Source organism: Ramlibacter pinisoli, from assembly GCF_009758015.1.
Taxonomy (GTDB): Bacteria; Pseudomonadota; Gammaproteobacteria; order Burkholderiales; family Burkholderiaceae_C; genus Ramlibacter; species Ramlibacter pinisoli.
This window is the reverse complement of sequence record NZ_WSEL01000003.1, coordinates 1,926,449-1,943,685: the sequence shown is the minus strand read 5'-3', so window position 1 is coordinate 1,943,685 and position 17,237 is coordinate 1,926,449. Positions and strand designations below refer to the sequence as shown.

Below are 17,237 nucleotides of genomic sequence, written 5' to 3'. Positions count from 1 at the left end.
ACCACCCGCGCCGCGAGGCGTTCATTTTTGCACCAATGAATGCATTCTGCATTCCAGTTTGTTTGATTGCCCCATCAGGAGAACCCCAGTGAGCACCGTCATGACCGCCGCCCCCGAATCCGAAGTGGGCCATCGCCCGGCCGAAGGCCGCATCACCGACGAAGCCGTCGCCGCCGCGCGCGCCATGATCGGGCTGCACCTGCGCCCCGAAGGCCCGTACCTGCAGGACGCCACGGCCGACACCCTGCGCAACTGGTGCAACGGCATCGGTGACCTGAATCCGCTCTACCGCGACGTCGGCTATGGGTCCGCCGCCCGCTACGGCTCCGTCGTCGGCCACCCGATGTTCCCGATGGCCTTCGGCTGGCTCGGCCGCACGCGCTGGGGCCTGCCCGGCGTGCACGGCTTCTATGCCGGCAACGACTGGGAGCTGTTCCGCCATGTCCGCCCCGGCGACCGCATCTCGGCCATCGAACGCGTCGTCGGCGTGGAGGAGAAGGAGAGCAAGTTCTCCGGCCGCCTGGTGCTGCAGTACGTCGAGGCCAGCTACTTCAACCAGCGCGGCGAGCTGGTGGCCCGCGGCCTGGGCACCTGCACCCGGCACGAGCGCAAGGCGGCCCGGGACACCGGCAAGTACAAGGAGATCGAGCAGTACCAGTACTCGAACGAGGAGCACGACCGGATCGACCAGATCGTGCTGGACGAGCCCAAGCACATCCGCGGCGCGAACGTGCGCTACTGGGAGGAAGTCGAGATCGGCGAGCAGCTGCCGACCATCGCGCGCGGACCGCTGTCGCTGATGGACACGATGGGCTTCCTGGTCGGTTGCGGCCGGGGCCACACCCACGGCGTGGTGCTGCAGGCCGCGGTCAAGCACCCGGGCCACTTCTTCCGCAACCCGGAGGCCGGCGGCGGCGTGGAGTACACCGGCATCGGGCACCACCGGGAGTCGGTGGCCAAGGAGGTCGGCGTGCCGGGCACCTACGACTACGGCCCCCAGCGCTCGTCCTGGATGTGCTCCCTCATCACCAACTGGATGGGCGACGCCGGCGTGCTCAAGCGGGTGCGCACCGAGATGCGCCGCTTCAACATCGTCGGCGACACCACCTTCTGCAAGGGCAAGGTCGTGCGCAAGTACGTCAAGGACCGGACGGCGCTGGTCGACATCGAGATCGCCGCCGAGAACCAGCGCGGCGAGGTCACCACGCCCGGCATCGCCACCGTGGCGCTGCCCTCGCGCGACGTCAAGCTGCCGGCGTTCATCGATGGCTCGGGCGTCGATCTCGAGCTGCCGGTGATCCGCTGAACCGGTCCGGATCGCGAGAGTTCGCATGCACTCACCCGACTCGAAATCCGGTCCGTCGGCGCCGCTGGCCGGCTGCCGCGTCCTGGAGCGCTCGCGGACCGTCGCGGCCGCCTATGCCGGACGGCTGCTGGCCGCGATGGGGGCCGAGGTCATCATGCTGGAGCCGCCCGGCGGCTCGCCGCTGCGGGCGGCGCCCCCCTTGCTGGCGGACAGCGGCGAGAGCGCGCTGTTCGTGTACCTGGCCGCGGGCAAGCGGAGCCTGGTCTGCGACCCGGCCTCGCCCGCCGGGCGGGTGCTGCTGGACCGCGAGCTGGACCGCGCCGACATCCTCATCGAGGACACACCGGTCGACGAGCGGGCGGCGCAGGGGGTCGACGCCGGCTCGGTGCGCGCGCGCTTCCCCCAGCTCGTGCACGTGAGCGTGCTGCCGTTCGGCGCCACCGGGCCCAAGGCGGGCTGGGACGGCGAGGAAGTGAACCTGCTGCACGCGGGCGGCGAGGGCTTCCTGCTGCCCAACGGCCTGTCCAACGAACTGTTTCCCGAACGCGCGCCGCTCAAGATCTACGGCCACTTCGCGGGCTACCAGGGCGGCGCCAGCGCGGCCCTGTGTGCGCTCTCCGCCTGGTGGGCCGTGCCGCAGTCCGGCGGCCAGTACGTCGACGTGTCGGTGCAGGACGCCGTTCTGTCGGTCGGCGCCTTCGCGCTGCAGCGCCTGGGCGATGGCTCGCTGGAGCACCGCACCATGCGCCGCTTCCGCTACGGCGGCGTGTTCGCGGTGCGCGACGGCTACATCGAGCTGCTGACGCTGGAAGACCGGCAGTGGAGCGGCCTGGTGGAGCTGCTGGGGCGGCCGGACTGGGCCGCCGACCCCGGGCTGCAGGATCCCCTCGAGCGCAGCCGGCGCGGCGACGAGATCAATGGTCACGTGCGCGAGTGGATGGCGCGCCACCATGCCGACGAGATCGTCAGCCGCGCCCAGGACCTCGGGGTACCGGTGGCCAAGTACCGCACGCCGGCCGAAGTGGCGCAGGGCCAGCACGAGCGTGCGCGCGGCCTGTTCCATCCCGTCCGGCTCGAGAGCGGCCAGCAGGCCGACGTGCTGCTCGCGCCGTTCAAGTTCCATTGCACGCCGCTGCCCGGCCCGGGCAGCGTCCCCGTGCTGAACGAAATGGCAGCGGGAGCCACCCGATGACCCCTTCCCAGTCCCCCCTCGCCGGCGTTCGCATCGCGGATTTCACGATCCACGCGGCGGGACCCTTCTGCACGCACCTGCTGTCCCAGATGGGCGCCGAGTGCATCAAGATCGAAAGCCGCACGCGGCCGGACGCCTTTCGCAAGCCGCACGCGGTCTACGGCCGGATGCAGGCCGCGACCTTCGACCAGGTGTCCGCCAACAAGCTGTCCGTGCGCCTGAACCTGAAGCAGCCCGAAGCGGTGGCGCTCGCCAAGCGCCTGGTCGCGCTCTCGGACATCGCCGCCGAGAGCTTCCGCCCCGGGGTGATGGCCCGCCTGGGGCTGGGCTTCGACGAGCTGCGCCAGGCCCGGAGCGACATCGTCCTGCTGTCGCTCTCGGCCTCGGGCCAGACCGGCCCCGACTCGCACTTCGCCGGCTATGCGCCGCTCTTCGGTGCCTGGGGCGGCCTCGGCTGGATGACCGGCTACAGCGACGGGCCGCCGGTCGAGATGCGCCACGTGATGGACCACTCGGCCGGCATGCATGCCGCGCTGGCCACGCTGGCGGCACTGCACCAGCGGCGCCGCACGGGCGCCGCGCAACACGTCGACCTGGCGGCGCGCGAGGTGGCCTCGGCGATGGTCGGCGATGCGCTGGTGCTGGCCAGCGTCGGCCAGACCCCGGTGCGGCCCGGCAACGCGGACCTGGCCATGTCGCCGCACGGCGTCTATGCCACGGCGCAGGCCGACCGCTGGATCACGCTGGCGATCCGCAGCGACAGCGAATGGCTGGCCCTGCTGCGCGTGCTGGGGCAGACCCGCACGGACGGCCGGTTCGCCACCGGCTCGGCGCGCGTGCGCTACGCGGCGCAGGTTGACCAGCTGGTGGCCCAATGGCTGGCGGACTGCGACGCCGACGACACGGCGGCGCGGCTGCAGGAGGCCGGCGTCTGCGCCCACGTCTCCTGGAGCCTGCAGGACATCGCGGATGATCCGCACCTGCGCGAGCGCGGCGCCCTGGTGGAGGTGAGCGCGCCCGACATCCCGGCCCGCCTGGCGGTCGGTGCGGCCGGCCGGTTCTCCGGCACGACCGACGTGGGCATCCGGCGGCTGACGCCGGCGCTCGGCCAGGACGAAGACTATGTGTTCGGCGAACTGCTGGGGCTGGATTCGTCCCAGCGCGCGGACCTCGAGGCCCGCGAGATCATCGCCTGACCCGACGCGAAAGGAACCCTCGTGAGCGACTCCATCTACCTCGTGCTCGACATGATGAACGACCTGGTGCATGCCGATGGTCCCAACGGCAAGGCGCCCTACGGCGAGCAGGTCCGCGGCCGCGGCATCGTCGGCAAGACCCGGCGCGCCATCGACAAGGCCCGTGCCGCCGGCCTGCCGGTCGGCTTCGTGCGCGTCGGCTTCTCGCCCGACTACCGCGAATGCCCGCCCAACTCGCCGATCTTCTCCGGCGCGCGCAAGAACGGCATCTTCCAGCTCGGCACCTGGGGCACCGAGACCCACCCGGACCTGGGCCAGCAGCCCGGCGACTTCGACATCGTCAAGCACCGCGTCAGCCCGTTCTACGCGACCAGCCTGGAGGCGATCCTGCGCGCCCGCGGCATCCGGCGCATCTACTGCTCCGGCATCTCCACCAATGCCGTGGTGCAGGCGACGGTGCGCGACGGCCACGACCGGGACTACGAGGTCGTGGTGCTCGAGGATTGCTGCTGCGCCCTGTCGGCCGAGGAGCATGCGGCTGCCATGGACAACCTCAAGCGCTTCTGCACGATCACGACCTCGGACCAGGTCGCGTTTGCGTGAGCCACCGATGAGCCGCATCGCCCGCACCCTCCTGTTCGTCCCGGGGGACCGCCCCGAGCGGTTCGCCAAGGCCGTCGCCAGCGGCGCCCACGATGTCATCCTGGACCTCGAGGATGCGGTCGCGCCTGCAGCCAAGGAGCAGGCCCGGACGGCGGTGGCCGCCTGGCTGGCCGACGGTGGCCAGGCCGTCGTGCGCATCAACGGCGCCGACACGCCGTGGTTCGATGGCGACGTGGCCGCGCTGCGGGAGCTGACCGGCGCCCGCGTCATGTTGCCCAAGGCCGAGCCGGCCTCGCTGGCCCGCCTCGCGGTCGCGCTGCCGGGGCGGCCGGTCATCGCCCTGGTGGAAACCGTGGCCGGCTACCTGGCGCTGCGCGAGGTCGCCGGCAGCGGCGGCGTCGAACGGCTGGCGTTCGGCAGCGTGGACTTCGCCGCCGAGAGCGGCATCGCGGACGAGGGCGAGGCCATGACCGCGATCCGCGTCCAGCTGGTGCTGGAGTCCTGCCGCGCGGCGCTGGCGCCGCCGGTCGACGGCGTCGGGCTCGAGTTCACCGACGAGGCGGTGATGCGCGAGGACGCCCTGCGATCGCGCCGGCTGGGGTTCGGCGGCAAGCTCTGCATCCATCCGCGGCAGGTCACGGCCGTGAACGGGGCCTTCCGGCCCAGCCCGGACGAGGTGGCCTGGGCGCAACGCGTACTCGCCGCCTTCGAGCGCAGCCAGGGCGCCGCGACCTCCGTGGACGGGAAGATGATCGACAAGCCCGTCGTCGAGCGCGCGCGCCGGATCATGGACGAGTCGGGAAAGGGCGGCGCATAAAATGCATCGGAACACCTCGCTTGCTGCCGTTCGCGCGGCGACCACGGGCGGCGTGTCGGTCGCGGCCCCTGCTGCGGCCAGGCCCTTGCAGCTGGTGACGATGGAATACCGAACCAAAGAGGAGCAGGTCGCCGACTACCTGCGCGAGCGCATCATCTCCGGCGTCTACGCCCGCGGCTCCCGCCTCAAGCAGGCGGAGATCGCGGAGGAGCTGCACCTGAGCATCACCCCGGTGCGGGAGGCGCTCAAGCTGCTGGAGGCCGAGGGCTACGTCAGCGGCGATTCCTACCGCGGCGCCCGGGTGGTGCCGTTCGACCCGACGGCGTCGGCCGAGATCCTGCAGCTGCGCCTGATGCTGGAGGCGCAGCTGGTGCGCGGTGCGGTCGACAAGGCGACCTCCAAGGACATCCAGGAGCTGCGGGCCCTCGCCGACGAATTCGAGGCGGCGTTCAACGCCGGCGATCGGGCCTCGGCGCGCGGGATCAACTACCGCTTCCACCGCCGCATGTACGACATTGCGGCCATGCCCCAGACCCTGCACTTCGTCCAGATCCTCTGGGCGCGCTATCCCTTCGACCTGATCAACGCCGTCTCCGGGCGCGGCAAGGACGCCGCGGCCGAGCACGACGAGATCCTGAGGGCCTTCGCCGAAGGCGACTCGTCCAACGCCGTGCTGTCGATGCGCAAGCACATCGAATCGGGCTGGACGCTCCTGAAGCCCGACTAAGGGCAACCGATGTCGCGCCAGCCGGCGTCCGCTCGACCAATCAATGCATTGTGCATGAAGGAGACCCAGCCCATGTTCCAACGCCGCCACGCCCTGGCCGCCCTCGGTGCCGGCCTGCTGACCTCGCCGGCCAGCTGGTCCCAGGCCGGCTGGCCCGCACGGCCGATCCGGATCGTCGTGCCCGTGGCGGCTGGTGGCGGGACCGACTTCACGGCCCGGGTCCTGGCCGACAAGCTCGCGGCCGCGCTGGGCCAGCCCGTCGTCGTCGAGAACCGCCCCGGCGCCTCCGGCAACCTGGGACTGCAGCACGTGGCCGCCGCACCGGCCGACGGCTACACGCTGGTGATGCCGATCACCTCCTTCCCGATCAATCCCAGCCTGTACAAGCTGCCGTTCGACACGGTGAAGGACTTTGCGCCCGTCGTCCTCGGCGGCACGCTGCCGCTGGTGCTGGTGGTCCATCCCGGCGTGCCGGCCAAGAGCGTGCAGGATCTGATCGCGCTGGGCCTGGCCAAGACGCCCCTCAGCTATGCGAACTCGGGCAACGGGACCACCGCCCACCTGGCCGGTGAACTGTTCAACCGCATGGCGGGCATCCAGATGACCGGCGTGAGCTACAAGGGCGGCGGGCCGGCGGTCAACGACCTGCTGGGCGGGCACGTGCAGGTGTACTTCTCGACCATCCCGTCGGTGTCCCAGCACATCGAGTCGGGCAAGCTGCGCGCGTTGGGGGTCACCGGCAGCACGCGCAACCCCGACCTGCCCGGCGTGCCGACGGTGGCCGAGGCCGGACTGCCCGGGTTCGAGGTCACGGCCTGGTTCGGGTTGTTTGCCCCGGCGCGCACGCCCAGGGCCGTCATCGACCGCCTGAACGCCGAGCTCGTGAAGATCCTGGCCATGCCGGACGTGCGCCAGAAGCTGGCGGTCCACGGCGTCCAGCCGGGCGGCGGAACGCCGGACGCGCTGCGCGACTTCCTCGCCAGCGACATCGACAGGTGGGGCAAGGTCGTTCGCGAGGCGGGCATCCGCGCGGAATAGTCCGGGCGACAATCGCCCCCCGATGAAGTCCCGCCCGTCCGCCGGCGGCCTGGTCTATTCCACCGACCTGGGCCGCATGTGTCCCGCCTGCCGCCGCCCGGTGGCGCAGTGCGCCTGCGCGCGCAGCGCTGCCGCGGCACCGGCCGGCGACGGGTTCGTGCGCGTCTCGCGCGAGACCAAGGGCCGCGGCGGCAAGGCGGTGACGGTGGTGCGCGGGCTGGCGCTGGACGCGGGGGCGCTCGACCAGCTGGCCCGCCAGCTCAAGGCCGCCTGCGGCTCCGGCGGGACCGTGAAGGACGGCGCGGTGGAAGTGCAGGGCGACCACTGCGACAAGGTGCTGGCCCTGCTGAAGGACCAGGGCCACCGGGTCAAGCGCGCCGGCGGCTGAGCGCCGCTCAGCCGGCCAGCAGCCCGGCCCGCTCGATGAAGCCGACCACCTCGGCCAGCCCGGCCTGGGTCTTGAGGTTGGTCATCACGTAGGGTTTGCCGCGCCGCATGCGCTGCGTGTCCGCCTCCATCACGCCCAGGTCGGCGCCCACGTGCGGCGCCAGGTCGGTCTTGTTGATGACGAACAGGTCGCTCTTGGTGATGCCGGGGCCGCCCTTGCGCGGGATCTTCTCGCCGGCCGCGACGTCGATCACGTAGAGGGTCAGGTCGCTCAGCTCGGGGCTGAAGGTGGCGGCCAGGTTGTCGCCGCCGCTCTCGACGAACACGATGTCGGCGTCCGGGAACTGCGCCAGCATGCGGTCGATCGCTTCCAGGTTGATCGAGGCGTCCTCGCGGATCGCCGTGTGCGGGCAGCCGCCGGTCTCCACGCCCAGGATGCGCTCGGCCGGCAGCGCGCCGCTGACGGTGAGCAGGCGCTGGTCTTCCTTGGTGTAGATGTCGTTGGTGATGGCCACCAGGTCCCAGCGGTCGCGCATGGCCTTGCACAGCATCTCGAGCAGGGTGGTCTTGCCGGAGCCGACCGGGCCGCCGATGCCCACCCGCAGCGGCGGCAGCTTCTTGGTGCGGTGGGGGATGTGGTGCAGGGCGGAGGCGGTCATGAGCGGAACAGGCGGGAGTACTGCGTTTCGTGGCACGCCGACAGGATGGCGAGCATGGGGGTGAAGGCCTGGCGGGCGTCGTCGTCGAGCGCCAGGGCATGGTCGACGGCGGCCGGGATCTCCGCCGCCAGCCGCTGCAGGATGCGCTGGCCGCCGCCCTGGCCGAGCGGCACGGCCTTGATGGCGGCCTGTGCCATCGCCTCGGCCCAGCCGAACGCGAACACCAGCGCGACCTCGCGCACGCTGCAGTCGATGTCGGCCGCGGCGTGGGCGAAGGCCACCGGCCAGGTGTAGCCGGCGCCCTCGCGGCCGACCGACTTCATCCACTCGCCCAGCGAACGGCCCATCTGCTCGGCCTGCAGCTTCAGCTCGCTGGTCTCGCGCGTGCGGCGCACCCAGGCGTCCAGCGCGGCGACCCGCTCGCCGTCGCCGGCGCGGAAGGCGGCGACGGCGGCGCCGACGACGGACAGGTCGGATTCCGCCAGGGCCAGGTGCAGTTGCTCCTCCAGCCAGTCGGCGGCCGTGCGTTCGTCCGTGACCAGGCCGGCGTCGACGGCCGCTTCCAGGCCCTCGGAATACGAGAAGCCGCCCACCGGCAGCGCCGGCGAGGCCAGCCAGACCAGGCGCAGCAGCGCGGCGTCAGTGCGAATGGCCGTGCCCGTGGTGTCCATGGTCGTGGCCGTCGTGCGCGTGGTCGTGCGCATGGTCGTGGTCGTGCCCGTGGCCGCTGCCCTCGTAGCCGCCGTGCTCCGGCGCCAGCGGGCCGTGGCCGCCGTGCGCGTGTCCATGGCCGTGGCCGCCGGCCGCATACGCCCCGCCCTCGGGCTCGAACGCCTCCTGCGCTTCCTGCACGATCAGGTGCATGCCGCGCAGCATGGCGGCCAGCACGTGGTCGGGTTCGATCTTCAGGTGGTCGGGGCGCAGCTCGATGGCCACGTGGCGGTTGCCCAGGTGGTAGGCGGCCCGGGTGAGGTCGAAGGCGCTGCCGTGCTGGCTGCAGTGCGTGATGCGCAGCACCGGTTGCGGCGCCGCGACCACGCGGACCATCGAGCCGTCCTCGGCCACCAGCACGTCGCCGCCGCGCACCACGGTGCCACGCGGCAGGAACACGCCCAGGCGGCGGCCCTGCGAGTCGGTGGCCTCGAAGCGGCTCTTCTGGCGCACATCCCAGTCGAGTTCGACGGTGGCGGCGCGCCGCACCAGCACGGGCGCCAGGCCCTGGCCGCCGGCCAGGCATTTGGAGACGGTCAACATGCCCCGGAGGGTACTAGAAGAGGAAATACCGCTGCGCCATCGGCAGCACCCGGGCCGGCTCGCAGGTGAGCAGCTGGCCGTCGGCCCGCACGGCATAGGTCTGCGGATCGATCTCCATGGTCGGCAGGTAGTTGTTGTGCACCAGGTGCTGCTTGCGCACGCCGCGGATGCCCTTGACCGCTGCCAGGGTCTTGGCCAGGCCGTAGCGCTCGCCCACGCCGGCGTCGAACGCGGCCTGCGAGACGAAGGTGAGCGAGCCGCGCGCCAGCGAGCCGCCGTAGGCGCCGAACATCGGCCGGTAGTGCACCGGCTGCGGCGTCGGGATCGACGCGTTGGGGTCGCCCATGGCCGCCATCGCGATGCTGCCGCCCTTGAGGATGAGGAAGGGCTTGACGCCGAAGAAGGCCGGCTTCCACAGCACCAGGTCGGCCCACTTGCCCGGCTCGATGCTGCCCACCTCGTGGCTGATGCCGTGCGCGATGGCCGGGTTGATCGTGTACTTGGCCACGTAGCGCTTGGCGCGCACGTTGTCGTTGCGCTCGCCGTCGCCGGGCAGCGGGCCGCGCTGCAGCTTCATCTTGTGCGCGGTCTGCCAGGTGCGCAGGATGACTTCGCCGACCCGGCCCATGGCCTGCGAGTCGCTCGACATCATGCTGATGGCGCCCAGGTCGTGCAGGATGTCCTCGGCCGCGATGGTCTCCTTGCGGATGCGGCTCTCGGCGAACGCCAGGTCCTCGGCGATGGCCGGGTCGAGGTGGTGGCACACCATCAGCATGTCGACGTGCTCGTCGAGCGTGTTGACGGTGTAGGGCATCGTCGGGTTGGTCGACGACGGCAGGAAGTTGGCCTCGCCCACCACCCGCAGGATGTCCGGCGCGTGGCCGCCGCCGGCGCCCTCGGTGTGGAAGGCGCACAGCGCGCGCCCCCTGGTGGCGGCGATGGTGTTCTCGACGAAGCCCGACTCGTTGAGCGTGTCGCTGTGGATGGCCACCTGGGTGTCGGTGGCCTCGGCGACGTCCAGGCAGTGGTCGATGGCGCTGGGCGTCGTGCCCCAGTCCTCGTGCAGCTTCAGGCCGATGGCGCCGGCCTCGATCTGCTCGCGCAGCGGCGCGTGCCGGCTGGCGTTGCCCTTGCCCAGGAAGCCCAGGTTCATCGGGAAGGCATCGGCGGCCTGCAGCATGCGCTGCATGTTCCAGGGGCCGGGCGTGCAGGTGGTGGCGAAGGTGCCGGTGGCCGGGCCGGTGCCGCCGCCCAGCATGGTGGTGATGCCCGAGGCCAGCGCCTCCTCGATCTGCTGCGGGCAGATGAAGTGGATGTGGCTGTCGATGCCGCCGGCGGTGACGATGTGGCCCTCGGCGCTGATGATCTCGGTGCCCGCGCCGATGACGATGTCGACGCCCGGCTGCGTGTCGGGGTTGCCGGCCTTGCCGACGGCGGCGATGCGGCCGTCCTTCAGGCCGATGTCGGCCTTGACGATGCCCCAGTGGTCGAGGATGAGCGCGTTGGTCAGGACGCAGTCCATCGCGCCCTCGGCACGGGTGCGCTGCGACTGCGCCATGCCGTCGCGGATGGTCTTGCCGCCGCCGAACTTCACTTCCTCGCCGTAGCCGCCGGCGCGCAGGGTGTAGTCGTCCTCGACCTCGACCACCAGGTCGGTGTCGGCCAGGCGGACCCGGTCACCGGTGGTGGGTCCGAACATTTCCGCGTAGGCGCGGCGCCCGATCTTGGCCATGTCTTGCTAGAGCTTTCCCTGGACGAGGGCACGGAAGCCGAACACCTGGCGGTCGCCCGCGTAGTCGACCAGTTCCACGGTGCGCTGCTGGCCCGGCTCGAAGCGCACGGCGGTGCCCGAGGCGATGTTCAGCCGCATGCCGCGCGCCGCGGCGCGGTCGAAGTCGAGCGCGCCGTTGGTCTCGGCGAAGTGGTAGTGCGAGCCGACCTGGATCGGCCGGTCGGCGGTGTTGCGCACCACCAGCGTGGCGGTGCGGCGGCCGGGGTTGAGGTCGTGCTCGCCCGGGTCGGTGAGCAGTTCGCCGGGGATGGCCATCACTTGCCGCCGCGCGAGAACCAGAGCGCGAGCGCGGCCAGGGCGGCCACCAGCAGCAGGCCGGCGCTGTCGGTGGCGTGCCAGTGGCTGCCGGCCAGGCCGTGGCCGTCGTGGGCCAGCGCGGGCAGGCAGACGAGGGCGGCGAGCGCGGTGGCGAGGCGGGCGGAAAGCGTGGTCATGGGGCGGCTCCTGGCAGCTGTTCAGACGATGGGCTGGTGGACGGTCACCAGCTTGGTGCCGTCGGGGAAGGTGGCTTCGACCTGGATGTCGGGAATCATCTCGGGCACCCCTTCCATGACGTCGGCCCGGGTGAGGACGGCGCGTCCCTCGCTCATGAGCTGGGCGACGGTCCTGCCGTCGCGCGCGCCCTCCATCACGGCGGCGGAGATCAGCGCCATGGCTTCCGGATAGTTCAGGCGCAGGCCGCGCGCCTTGCGCCGTTCGGCCAGCAGGGCGGCGGTGAAGATCAGGAGCTTGTCTTTTTCGCGGGGCGTTAGTTCCATGCGCGGTCGGTCCGGGGCGGGGTCGGGCCGTCCTCCTGCAAGTGCTGTGCCGTGGCGCTGCCGCCCGCGCCGGCTCGGCACGGAACCTGCACGACCGTCGCGTGAACGAGGTCATTCCCATCCTGCCCCACGACCCGCCCCAGCGGGTGGTGAAGGTGCGGCGCGACTACAACGCCTGGGTCGCGCGCGAGACCATGGAGGACTACGCGCTGCGCTACGCCCCGCAGCGGTTCCGCCGCTGGTCGACCTTCCGGGTCGCCAACACCGCCTTCGGCGCCGCCTCGTTCCTGATCCTGGAGGCGGTGGGCGCCACCCTGCTGGTGCAGTACGGGTTCCTGAACGCCTTCTGGGCCATCCTGGCCACCGGGCTGATCATCTTCGGCGCCGGCCTGCCGATCAGCATCTACGCCGCCCGCCACGGCGTCGACATGGACCTGCTCACGCGCGGCGCCGGCTTCGGCTACATCGGCTCGACGATCACCTCGCTGATCTACGCCTCGTTCACCTTCATCTTCTTCGCCCTCGAGGCGGCCGTGATGGCCTATGCGCTGGAGCTGGCGCTGGGCATCCCGCCGCGCTGGGGCTACCTGGCCTGCGCGCTGGTGGTGATCCCGCTGGTCACGCACGGCGTGTCGGCCATCAGCCGGCTGCAGGTCTGGACCCAGCCCCTGTGGCTGGTGATGCTGGTGGTGCCCTTCGTCTACGTGTTGGCGCGCGATCCTGGGGCGTTTTCGGGCGTCGTGCACTACGCTGGTGAAAAAAGTGGCGTTTCCGGTTTCGATCTGCACAGCTTTGGTGCGGCGCTGACGGTCGGCATCGCGCTCATCACGCAGATGGGCGAGCAGGCCGACTACCTGCGCTTCATGCCCGCGGCCACGCCGGCGAACCGGGGCCGCTGGTGGCTGGGCGTGCTGGCCGGCGGGCCGGGCTGGGTGATCCTGGGCGTGCTCAAGATGCTGGGCGGCGCGCTGCTGGCCTACCTGGCCATCAGCCACATGGTGCCGCCGGATCGCGCGGTCGACCCCAACCAGATGTACCTGGCGGCCTACGAGTACGTGTTCCCGCACTACGGCGTCGCGGTGGCAGCCACGGCGGTGTTCGTCGTGGTCTCGCAGCTGAAGATCAACGTCACCAACGCCTACGCCGGCTCACTGGCCTGGTCGAACTTCTTCTCGCGCGTCACCCACAGCCACCCGGGCCGGGTGGTCTGGGTGCTGTTCAACACGCTGATCGCCTTCATGCTGATGGAGATGAACGTCTTCCAGGCGCTGGGCGACGTGCTGGGGCTGTACTCCAACATCGCCATCGCCTGGATCATGGCGGTGGTGGCCGACCTGGTGGTGAACAAGCCGCTCGGCCTGTCGCCCCGCGGCATCGAGTTCAAGCGCGCCTACCTGTACGACATCAACCCGGTGGGCGTGGGCGCGATGGCCCTGGCCTCCACCGCCTCGGTGGCGGCCTTCCTGGGCGTGTTCGGCCCCACCGCGCAGGCCTTCTCGGCGCTCATCGCCATGGGGGTGGCCTTCGTCGCCGCGCCGGCCATCGCCTGGGCCACCGGCGGGCGCTACTACCTGGCCCGCCCGCAGGAAACGCCGGCCGACCCCACCGCGCTGCGCCGCTGCGTGGTGTGCGAGCGCGAGTACGAGGCGCCCGACATGGCGCACTGCCCGGCTTACCAGGGCTGCATCTGCTCGCTGTGCTGCACGCTGGACGCGCGCTGCGGCGACGCCTGCAAGCCGCGGGCGCGGCTGGCCTGGCAGTGGTCGGCCCTGCTGCGCGCCCTGCTGCCGCGGCGCACCTGGACCTACCTGGACACCGGCCTGGGCCACTTCCTGCTGCTGATGCTGGTCATCGTGCCGTTGCTGGCGGCGGTGTTCTCCCTGCTGTACCACCAGGAGCTGCGCGCGCTCGACGCCATCGCGCCCGACGCCGCCGTCGTCGCCGGTGCCGCGCTGCGCGCGGGCTTCGTCAAGGTCTATGTGGCGCTGCTGGTCATCGCCGGCATCGTGGCCTGGTGGCTGGTGCTGGCGCACAAGAGCCGGCAGGTTGCGCAGGAGGAGTCGAACCGCCAGACCCACCTGCTGGTGCGCGAGATCGACTCGCACCGCCAGACCGACGAGGCGCTGCAGCAGGCCAAGCGTGCCGCCGACGAGGCCCGGCGTGCGGCCGAGCAGGCCAACCAGGCCAAGAGCCGCTACATCGGCGCCATCAGCCACGAGCTGCGCACGCCGCTCAACAGCATCCTCGGCTACGCGCAGCTGATGGGCGAGGACGCCGGCCTGCCGCCGCACCGCAAGCAGGCCGTCAACGTCATCCGCCGCGGCGGCGAGCACCTGCTGTCGCTGATCGAGGGCACGCTGGACATCGCACGCATCGAGGCCGGCAAGCTCACGCTGGCGGTCAAGCCGATGCGCTTCGCCGACTGCGTGCACGAGATGGCCGGCCTGTTCGAGCTGCAGGCGGCCGGCAAGGGGCTGGCCTTCCGCTTCGACGTCGAGGGCCACATCCCCGAGGTCGTGCGAGCCGACGAGAAGCGGGTGCGGCAGATCCTGATCAACCTGCTGGGCAACGCGGTGAAGTTCACCGCCCAGGGCCAGGTGAGCCTGCGCGTGCGCTACGCCCGCGAGCTGGCCGACATCGAGGTCGCCGACACCGGGCCCGGCATGACGGCCGCCGAGATCACCCGGGTGTTCGAGCCGTTCGCGCGCGGCGAGGGCGCTGCCCAGTCGGCGCCGGGCGCCGGGCTGGGGCTGACCATCGCCAAGATGCTCGCCGACCTGATGGGCGGCGAGCTCACCGTGGACAGCGCGCAGGGCGCCGGCTCGCGCTTCAAGGTGCGCCTCTTCCTGCCGCAGGTGCACGGCGTGCGCCCCGAGGCGCAGGCCGCGCTGCGGCCGGCCGGCTACGAGGGCGTGCGCCGGCGCATCCTGGTGGTCGACAACGAGGAGGCCGATCGCGAGCTGCTGGTGCAGCTGCTGGAGCCGCTCGGCTTCGAGCTGCGCACCGCTGCCAGCGGCCACGACGCGCTCGACCTGCTGGCCGCCGGGCTGGACCCCGACGCCATCCTGATGGACCTGGCGATGCCGGGCATCGACGGCTGGGAGACGCTGCGCCGGGCGCGCCGGCTGGCGCCGCTGCGCGCGCGCGTCGCCATCGTCTCGGCCAACGCCTTCGACAAGGGCCTGGACAACGACGCCGGCGTGCCGGCCGACGACTTCCTGGTCAAGCCGGTGCGCCACACCGAACTGCTCGACTGGCTGCAGCGCGCGCTCGGCCTGCACTGGCTGGCGCAGGCCGCCGCGCAGCCGGCGCCGCGGCCGCCGGCCGCTGCCTTCATCGGCCCGCTGCCCGATGCCGCCGCGCTGCAGGCCTTGCAGCAGCTGGTGCAGCTGGGGTACCCGCGCGGCGTGCTCAACAAGCTCGACGCCATCGAGGCCGACCAGCCCGAGGCCGCCGCCTTCTGCGCCGCGCTGCGCGAGCAGGCGCGCGCGTTCCAGTTCGAGGCCATGGGCCAGGCCCTCGCCCGGGCACTGGGCGGCGCCCCCGAGGAGACCGTGCGATGACCGTGCCGCAACCGCTGCACCAGGCGCTGGACCGCAGCAACAGCGACGTCGTGCTGATCGTCGACGACGTTCCCGACAACCTGGCCGTGCTGCACGACGCGCTCGACGAATCGGGCTACACCGTGCTGGTGGCCACCAGCGGCAGCGCCGCCCTGGCCCGCGCCGGCCAGGCCCTGCCGGACATCGTGCTGCTCGACGCCATGATGCCGGGCATGGACGGCTTCGAGGTCGCGCGCCGCCTGAAGGCCGCGCCCGAGACAGCGCACATCCCCATCATCTTCATGACCGGGCTGACCGAGACCGAGCACCTGGTTGCCGCACTGGAGGCCGGCGGCGTCGACTACGTCACCAAGCCGATCCGGCCCAAGGAAGTGCTGGCCCGCATGAACGTGCACATGCAGGGCGCGCGGCAGGCCCGCCAGACGCGCAACGCGCTCGATGCCTTCGGCTACGCCAGCATTGCCGTGCGCGCCGCCGACGGCCGGCTGCTGTGGCAGACGCCGTTGGCGCGCCAGCTGCTGCTCGCGTACTACGGCAGCAGCGGGCCGCTGGCGCCGGCGCCGGTGCAGGCCTGGTTGCGGCGCCACCTGCGCGAAGCCGAGCAGCTGGTGGAGCCGCCGCGCCTGACGGCCGAACTGGGCGCCCGGCGCCTGACCTTCCGGCTGCACCAGCAACTGGGGCAGGACGAGGAGGGCGGCGACTGGCTGATCGTGATGCGCGAGGTCTCGGACGACGCCGTCATCGGCGCCATGAGCCTGTCGTTCAAGCTCACGGCGCGCGAGGCCGAGGTGCTGTACTGGGTGGTCAAGGGCAAGATCAACCGCGACATCGCCGACATCGTGGGCGCCAGCCCCGCCACGGTGAAGAAGCACCTCGAGCGGGTGTTCGACAAGCTCGGGGTCGAGACGCGCACGGCGGCGGCGGGCATGGCGATGAACAGGATCCGGCAACTACACCCTAGCTTCGAGGGGTGAACCCCTCTCGCGACTCCCAAGCAGGGAACCCCCTCACCCGGCACGGGGACCGGGGACCCAAGCAGGGAGCCCCCTCACCCCAACCCTCTCCCCCGGGGGGAGAGGGGGCGGGGCTTGAAGGTGCCGTGGCCGCGTGCGGCAATGGGGCCGCGCCGGTCGGCCTGCGTAGTTGGGGGCCGGGATGCGTGCTTCTGTGCCGACGTCGACAGTTGCACTCATCGTCATGCGGGCTTGATCCGGCATCCATCTCCCGAGGGCGATCAGGGCGCGATCCGACAGCCGGAGATGGATTGCGGGTCAAGCCCGCAATGACGAGGTCGGCCTCAATGTCCCCACTTGGCCGGATGCCAGGCCGACCCGGAGTCGCGGGTGAGGCCGCCCGTCCGGCGCGCCAGCAGGATGCCGCCGGCGGCGGCCAGCGCGCCGGCTGCTGCCAGCATGGTGCCGCTGCTCATGGAGCGGGCCATGCTGCCGGCCAGTTCGCCGCTGCGCGGGCCCAGCAACTCCAGGCGGCGCTTGGTCATGCGCGCGCCCATCTCGGACAGCTGGCCGGCCAGCAGGCGCTCGGCCTTGGGCAGCAGGTCGGTCTCCTCGTCGGCCACGTGGTGCATCACGGTGCGCATCAGCTCCAGCAGCGTGGCGTCGAACGCCGGCTCGCCGGCCTGCAGCGCCTTCAGCCGGGCGATCAGCTCGCGCATCCGGTCGTGCTCGGGCTTGGCCTTGTCCAGCATTTCGTCGGGCGACACCTCGCGCAGCGCCGGGTAGAAGATCTCCTCCTCCAGCTGGGCGTGCACCTCGAGCGCGAGGCAGATGTTGTCGGCCAGCCCCTTCTTGACCCGGGCCGGCGTGTCGGCCTGGTACTGGTGGAAGGCGGCCATCACGTGGGTGTGGTCCATCCGGATCATGCTGGTGATGGACGGCGAGAGGCGGCTGAACATGGATGCCATGGCGTGCTCCTGCGGTTGATGTCG

At 71.6% G+C, this 17,237-nt stretch carries 18 protein-coding genes; 10 read left to right on the top strand and 8 right to left on the bottom strand.

What is annotated here, in order from left to right:
• Nucleotides 1-88: 88 nt before the first annotated feature.
• From GON04_RS10595 to GON04_RS10560, 8 genes are all read left to right on the top strand, one after another.
• Nucleotides 89-1,306, top strand: coding sequence for an FAS1-like dehydratase domain-containing protein (locus tag GON04_RS10595; RefSeq protein WP_338050931.1), 1,218 nt, complete (start codon nucleotides 89-91; stop codon nucleotides 1,304-1,306).
• Nucleotides 1,307-1,331: 25 nt separating this feature from the next.
• Nucleotides 1,332-2,498: a CoA transferase gene (locus tag GON04_RS10590; protein ID WP_157397850.1), complete on the top strand. Its 1,167-nt coding sequence runs from the start codon at nucleotides 1,332-1,334 to the stop codon at nucleotides 2,496-2,498.
• A complete protein-coding gene (locus GON04_RS10585; RefSeq protein ID WP_157397849.1) occupies nucleotides 2,495-3,694 on the top strand; it encodes a CaiB/BaiF CoA transferase family protein in 1,200 nt (399 codons plus the stop codon). The genes GON04_RS10590 and GON04_RS10585 overlap by 4 nt, the downstream gene beginning before the upstream one ends.
• A gap of 21 nt (nucleotides 3,695-3,715) precedes the next feature.
• Nucleotides 3,716-4,297: a cysteine hydrolase family protein gene (locus tag GON04_RS10580; RefSeq protein ID WP_338050930.1), complete on the top strand. Its 582-nt coding sequence runs from the start codon at nucleotides 3,716-3,718 to the stop codon at nucleotides 4,295-4,297.
• Between the two features lie 7 nt (nucleotides 4,298-4,304).
• Nucleotides 4,305-5,114 (top strand): HpcH/HpaI aldolase/citrate lyase family protein, encoded by an 810-nt coding sequence (locus GON04_RS10575; protein ID WP_157397848.1) that lies wholly within the window; start codon nucleotides 4,305-4,307, stop codon nucleotides 5,112-5,114.
• A 100-nt stretch (nucleotides 5,115-5,214) separates the two neighbouring features.
• Nucleotides 5,215-5,841, top strand: coding sequence for a GntR family transcriptional regulator (locus GON04_RS10570; protein WP_157397847.1), 627 nt, complete (start codon nucleotides 5,215-5,217; stop codon nucleotides 5,839-5,841).
• Between the two features lie 72 nt (nucleotides 5,842-5,913).
• The gene (locus GON04_RS10565) at nucleotides 5,914-6,879 is read left to right on the top strand and encodes a tripartite tricarboxylate transporter substrate binding protein (protein ID WP_232532970.1); all 966 of its coding nucleotides are present in this window, start codon (nucleotides 5,914-5,916) and stop codon (nucleotides 6,877-6,879) included.
• 22 nt (nucleotides 6,880-6,901) lie between these two features.
• A complete protein-coding gene (locus tag GON04_RS10560; protein ID WP_157397845.1) occupies nucleotides 6,902-7,267 on the top strand; it encodes a translation initiation factor Sui1 in 366 nt (121 codons plus the stop codon).
• Between the two features lie 7 nt (nucleotides 7,268-7,274).
• Here the strand turns inward: GON04_RS10560 and ureG are convergent, their stop codons facing one another.
• Genes ureG through GON04_RS10525 form a run of 7 tightly spaced genes read right to left on the bottom strand, consistent with a single transcriptional unit; the run spans nucleotide 7,275 to nucleotide 11,729 of the window.
• On the bottom strand, nucleotides 7,275-7,925 hold the full coding sequence (gene ureG, locus GON04_RS10555) for an urease accessory protein UreG (protein ID WP_157397844.1): 651 nt from the start codon (nucleotides 7,923-7,925) through the stop codon (nucleotides 7,275-7,277).
• Nucleotides 7,922-8,596, bottom strand: coding sequence for an urease accessory protein UreF (locus tag GON04_RS10550; protein WP_157398460.1), 675 nt, complete (start codon nucleotides 8,594-8,596; stop codon nucleotides 7,922-7,924). Before GON04_RS10550 ends, ureG begins: the two co-directional genes overlap by 4 nt.
• The gene (gene ureE, locus GON04_RS10545) at nucleotides 8,565-9,179 is read right to left on the bottom strand and encodes an urease accessory protein UreE (protein WP_157397843.1); all 615 of its coding nucleotides are present in this window, start codon (nucleotides 9,177-9,179) and stop codon (nucleotides 8,565-8,567) included. The genes GON04_RS10550 and ureE overlap by 32 nt, the downstream gene beginning before the upstream one ends.
• A gap of 13 nt (nucleotides 9,180-9,192) precedes the next feature.
• Nucleotides 9,193-10,911 (bottom strand): urease subunit alpha, encoded by a 1,719-nt coding sequence (gene ureC / locus GON04_RS10540; RefSeq protein WP_157397842.1) that lies wholly within the window; start codon nucleotides 10,909-10,911, stop codon nucleotides 9,193-9,195.
• Between the two features lie 6 nt (nucleotides 10,912-10,917).
• Nucleotides 10,918-11,226, bottom strand: coding sequence for an urease subunit beta (locus GON04_RS10535; protein ID WP_157397841.1), 309 nt, complete (start codon nucleotides 11,224-11,226; stop codon nucleotides 10,918-10,920).
• Nucleotides 11,226-11,405: a hypothetical protein gene (locus GON04_RS10530; protein ID WP_157397840.1), complete on the bottom strand. Its 180-nt coding sequence runs from the start codon at nucleotides 11,403-11,405 to the stop codon at nucleotides 11,226-11,228. Before GON04_RS10530 ends, GON04_RS10535 begins: the two co-directional genes overlap by 1 nt.
• Nucleotides 11,406-11,426: 21 nt before the next feature.
• Complete coding sequence (locus tag GON04_RS10525) at nucleotides 11,427-11,729, bottom strand: urease subunit gamma (protein WP_157397839.1); 303 nt, start codon at nucleotides 11,727-11,729, stop codon at nucleotides 11,427-11,429.
• A gap of 194 nt (nucleotides 11,730-11,923) precedes the next feature.
• Here GON04_RS10525 and GON04_RS10520 point away from each other — a divergent pair, with 194 nt between their 5' ends.
• The gene (locus tag GON04_RS10520) at nucleotides 11,924-15,292 is read left to right on the top strand and encodes a hybrid sensor histidine kinase/response regulator (protein ID WP_157398459.1); all 3,369 of its coding nucleotides are present in this window, start codon (nucleotides 11,924-11,926) and stop codon (nucleotides 15,290-15,292) included.
• Nucleotides 15,289-16,266 (top strand): response regulator transcription factor, encoded by a 978-nt coding sequence (locus tag GON04_RS10515; protein ID WP_157397838.1) that lies wholly within the window; start codon nucleotides 15,289-15,291, stop codon nucleotides 16,264-16,266. Before GON04_RS10520 ends, GON04_RS10515 begins: the two co-directional genes overlap by 4 nt.
• A 323-nt stretch (nucleotides 16,267-16,589) precedes the next feature.
• Here the strand turns inward: GON04_RS10515 and GON04_RS10510 are convergent, their stop codons facing one another.
• On the bottom strand, nucleotides 16,590-17,213 hold the full coding sequence (locus GON04_RS10510; protein WP_157397837.1) for a hemerythrin domain-containing protein: 624 nt from the start codon (nucleotides 17,211-17,213) through the stop codon (nucleotides 16,590-16,592).
• Nucleotides 17,214-17,237: the final 24 nt, after the last annotated feature.

Bases quoted from the DNA above. Each gene is read 5' to 3' on its own strand.
- GON04_RS10590 (WP_157397850.1), top strand. From the start codon at position 1,332: ATGCACTCACCCGACTCGAAATCCGGTCCGTCGGCGCCGCTGGCCGGC.
- GON04_RS10585 (WP_157397849.1), top strand. From the start codon at position 2,495: ATGACCCCTTCCCAGTCCCCCCTCGCCGGCGTTCGCATCGCGGATTTC.
- GON04_RS10575 (WP_157397848.1), top strand. From the start codon at position 4,305: ATGAGCCGCATCGCCCGCACCCTCCTGTTCGTCCCGGGGGACCGCCCC.
- GON04_RS10570 (WP_157397847.1), top strand. From the start codon at position 5,215: ATGGAATACCGAACCAAAGAGGAGCAGGTCGCCGACTACCTGCGCGAG.
- GON04_RS10565 (WP_232532970.1), top strand. From the start codon at position 5,914: ATGTTCCAACGCCGCCACGCCCTGGCCGCCCTCGGTGCCGGCCTGCTG.
- GON04_RS10560 (WP_157397845.1), top strand. From the start codon at position 6,902: ATGAAGTCCCGCCCGTCCGCCGGCGGCCTGGTCTATTCCACCGACCTG.
- ureG (WP_157397844.1), bottom strand. From the start codon at position 7,925: ATGACCGCCTCCGCCCTGCACCACATCCCCCACCGCACCAAGAAGCTG.
- GON04_RS10550 (WP_157398460.1), bottom strand. From the start codon at position 8,596: ATGGACACCACGGGCACGGCCATTCGCACTGACGCCGCGCTGCTGCGC.
- ureE (WP_157397843.1), bottom strand. From the start codon at position 9,179: ATGTTGACCGTCTCCAAATGCCTGGCCGGCGGCCAGGGCCTGGCGCCC.
- ureC (WP_157397842.1), bottom strand. From the start codon at position 10,911: ATGGCCAAGATCGGGCGCCGCGCCTACGCGGAAATGTTCGGACCCACC.
- GON04_RS10535 (WP_157397841.1), bottom strand. From the start codon at position 11,226: ATGGCCATCCCCGGCGAACTGCTCACCGACCCGGGCGAGCACGACCTC.
- GON04_RS10530 (WP_157397840.1), bottom strand. From the start codon at position 11,405: ATGACCACGCTTTCCGCCCGCCTCGCCACCGCGCTCGCCGCCCTCGTC.
- GON04_RS10525 (WP_157397839.1), bottom strand. From the start codon at position 11,729: ATGGAACTAACGCCCCGCGAAAAAGACAAGCTCCTGATCTTCACCGCC.
- GON04_RS10520 (WP_157398459.1), top strand. From the start codon at position 11,924: ATGGAGGACTACGCGCTGCGCTACGCCCCGCAGCGGTTCCGCCGCTGG.
- GON04_RS10515 (WP_157397838.1), top strand. From the start codon at position 15,289: ATGACCGTGCCGCAACCGCTGCACCAGGCGCTGGACCGCAGCAACAGC.
- GON04_RS10510 (WP_157397837.1), bottom strand. From the start codon at position 17,213: ATGGCATCCATGTTCAGCCGCCTCTCGCCGTCCATCACCAGCATGATC.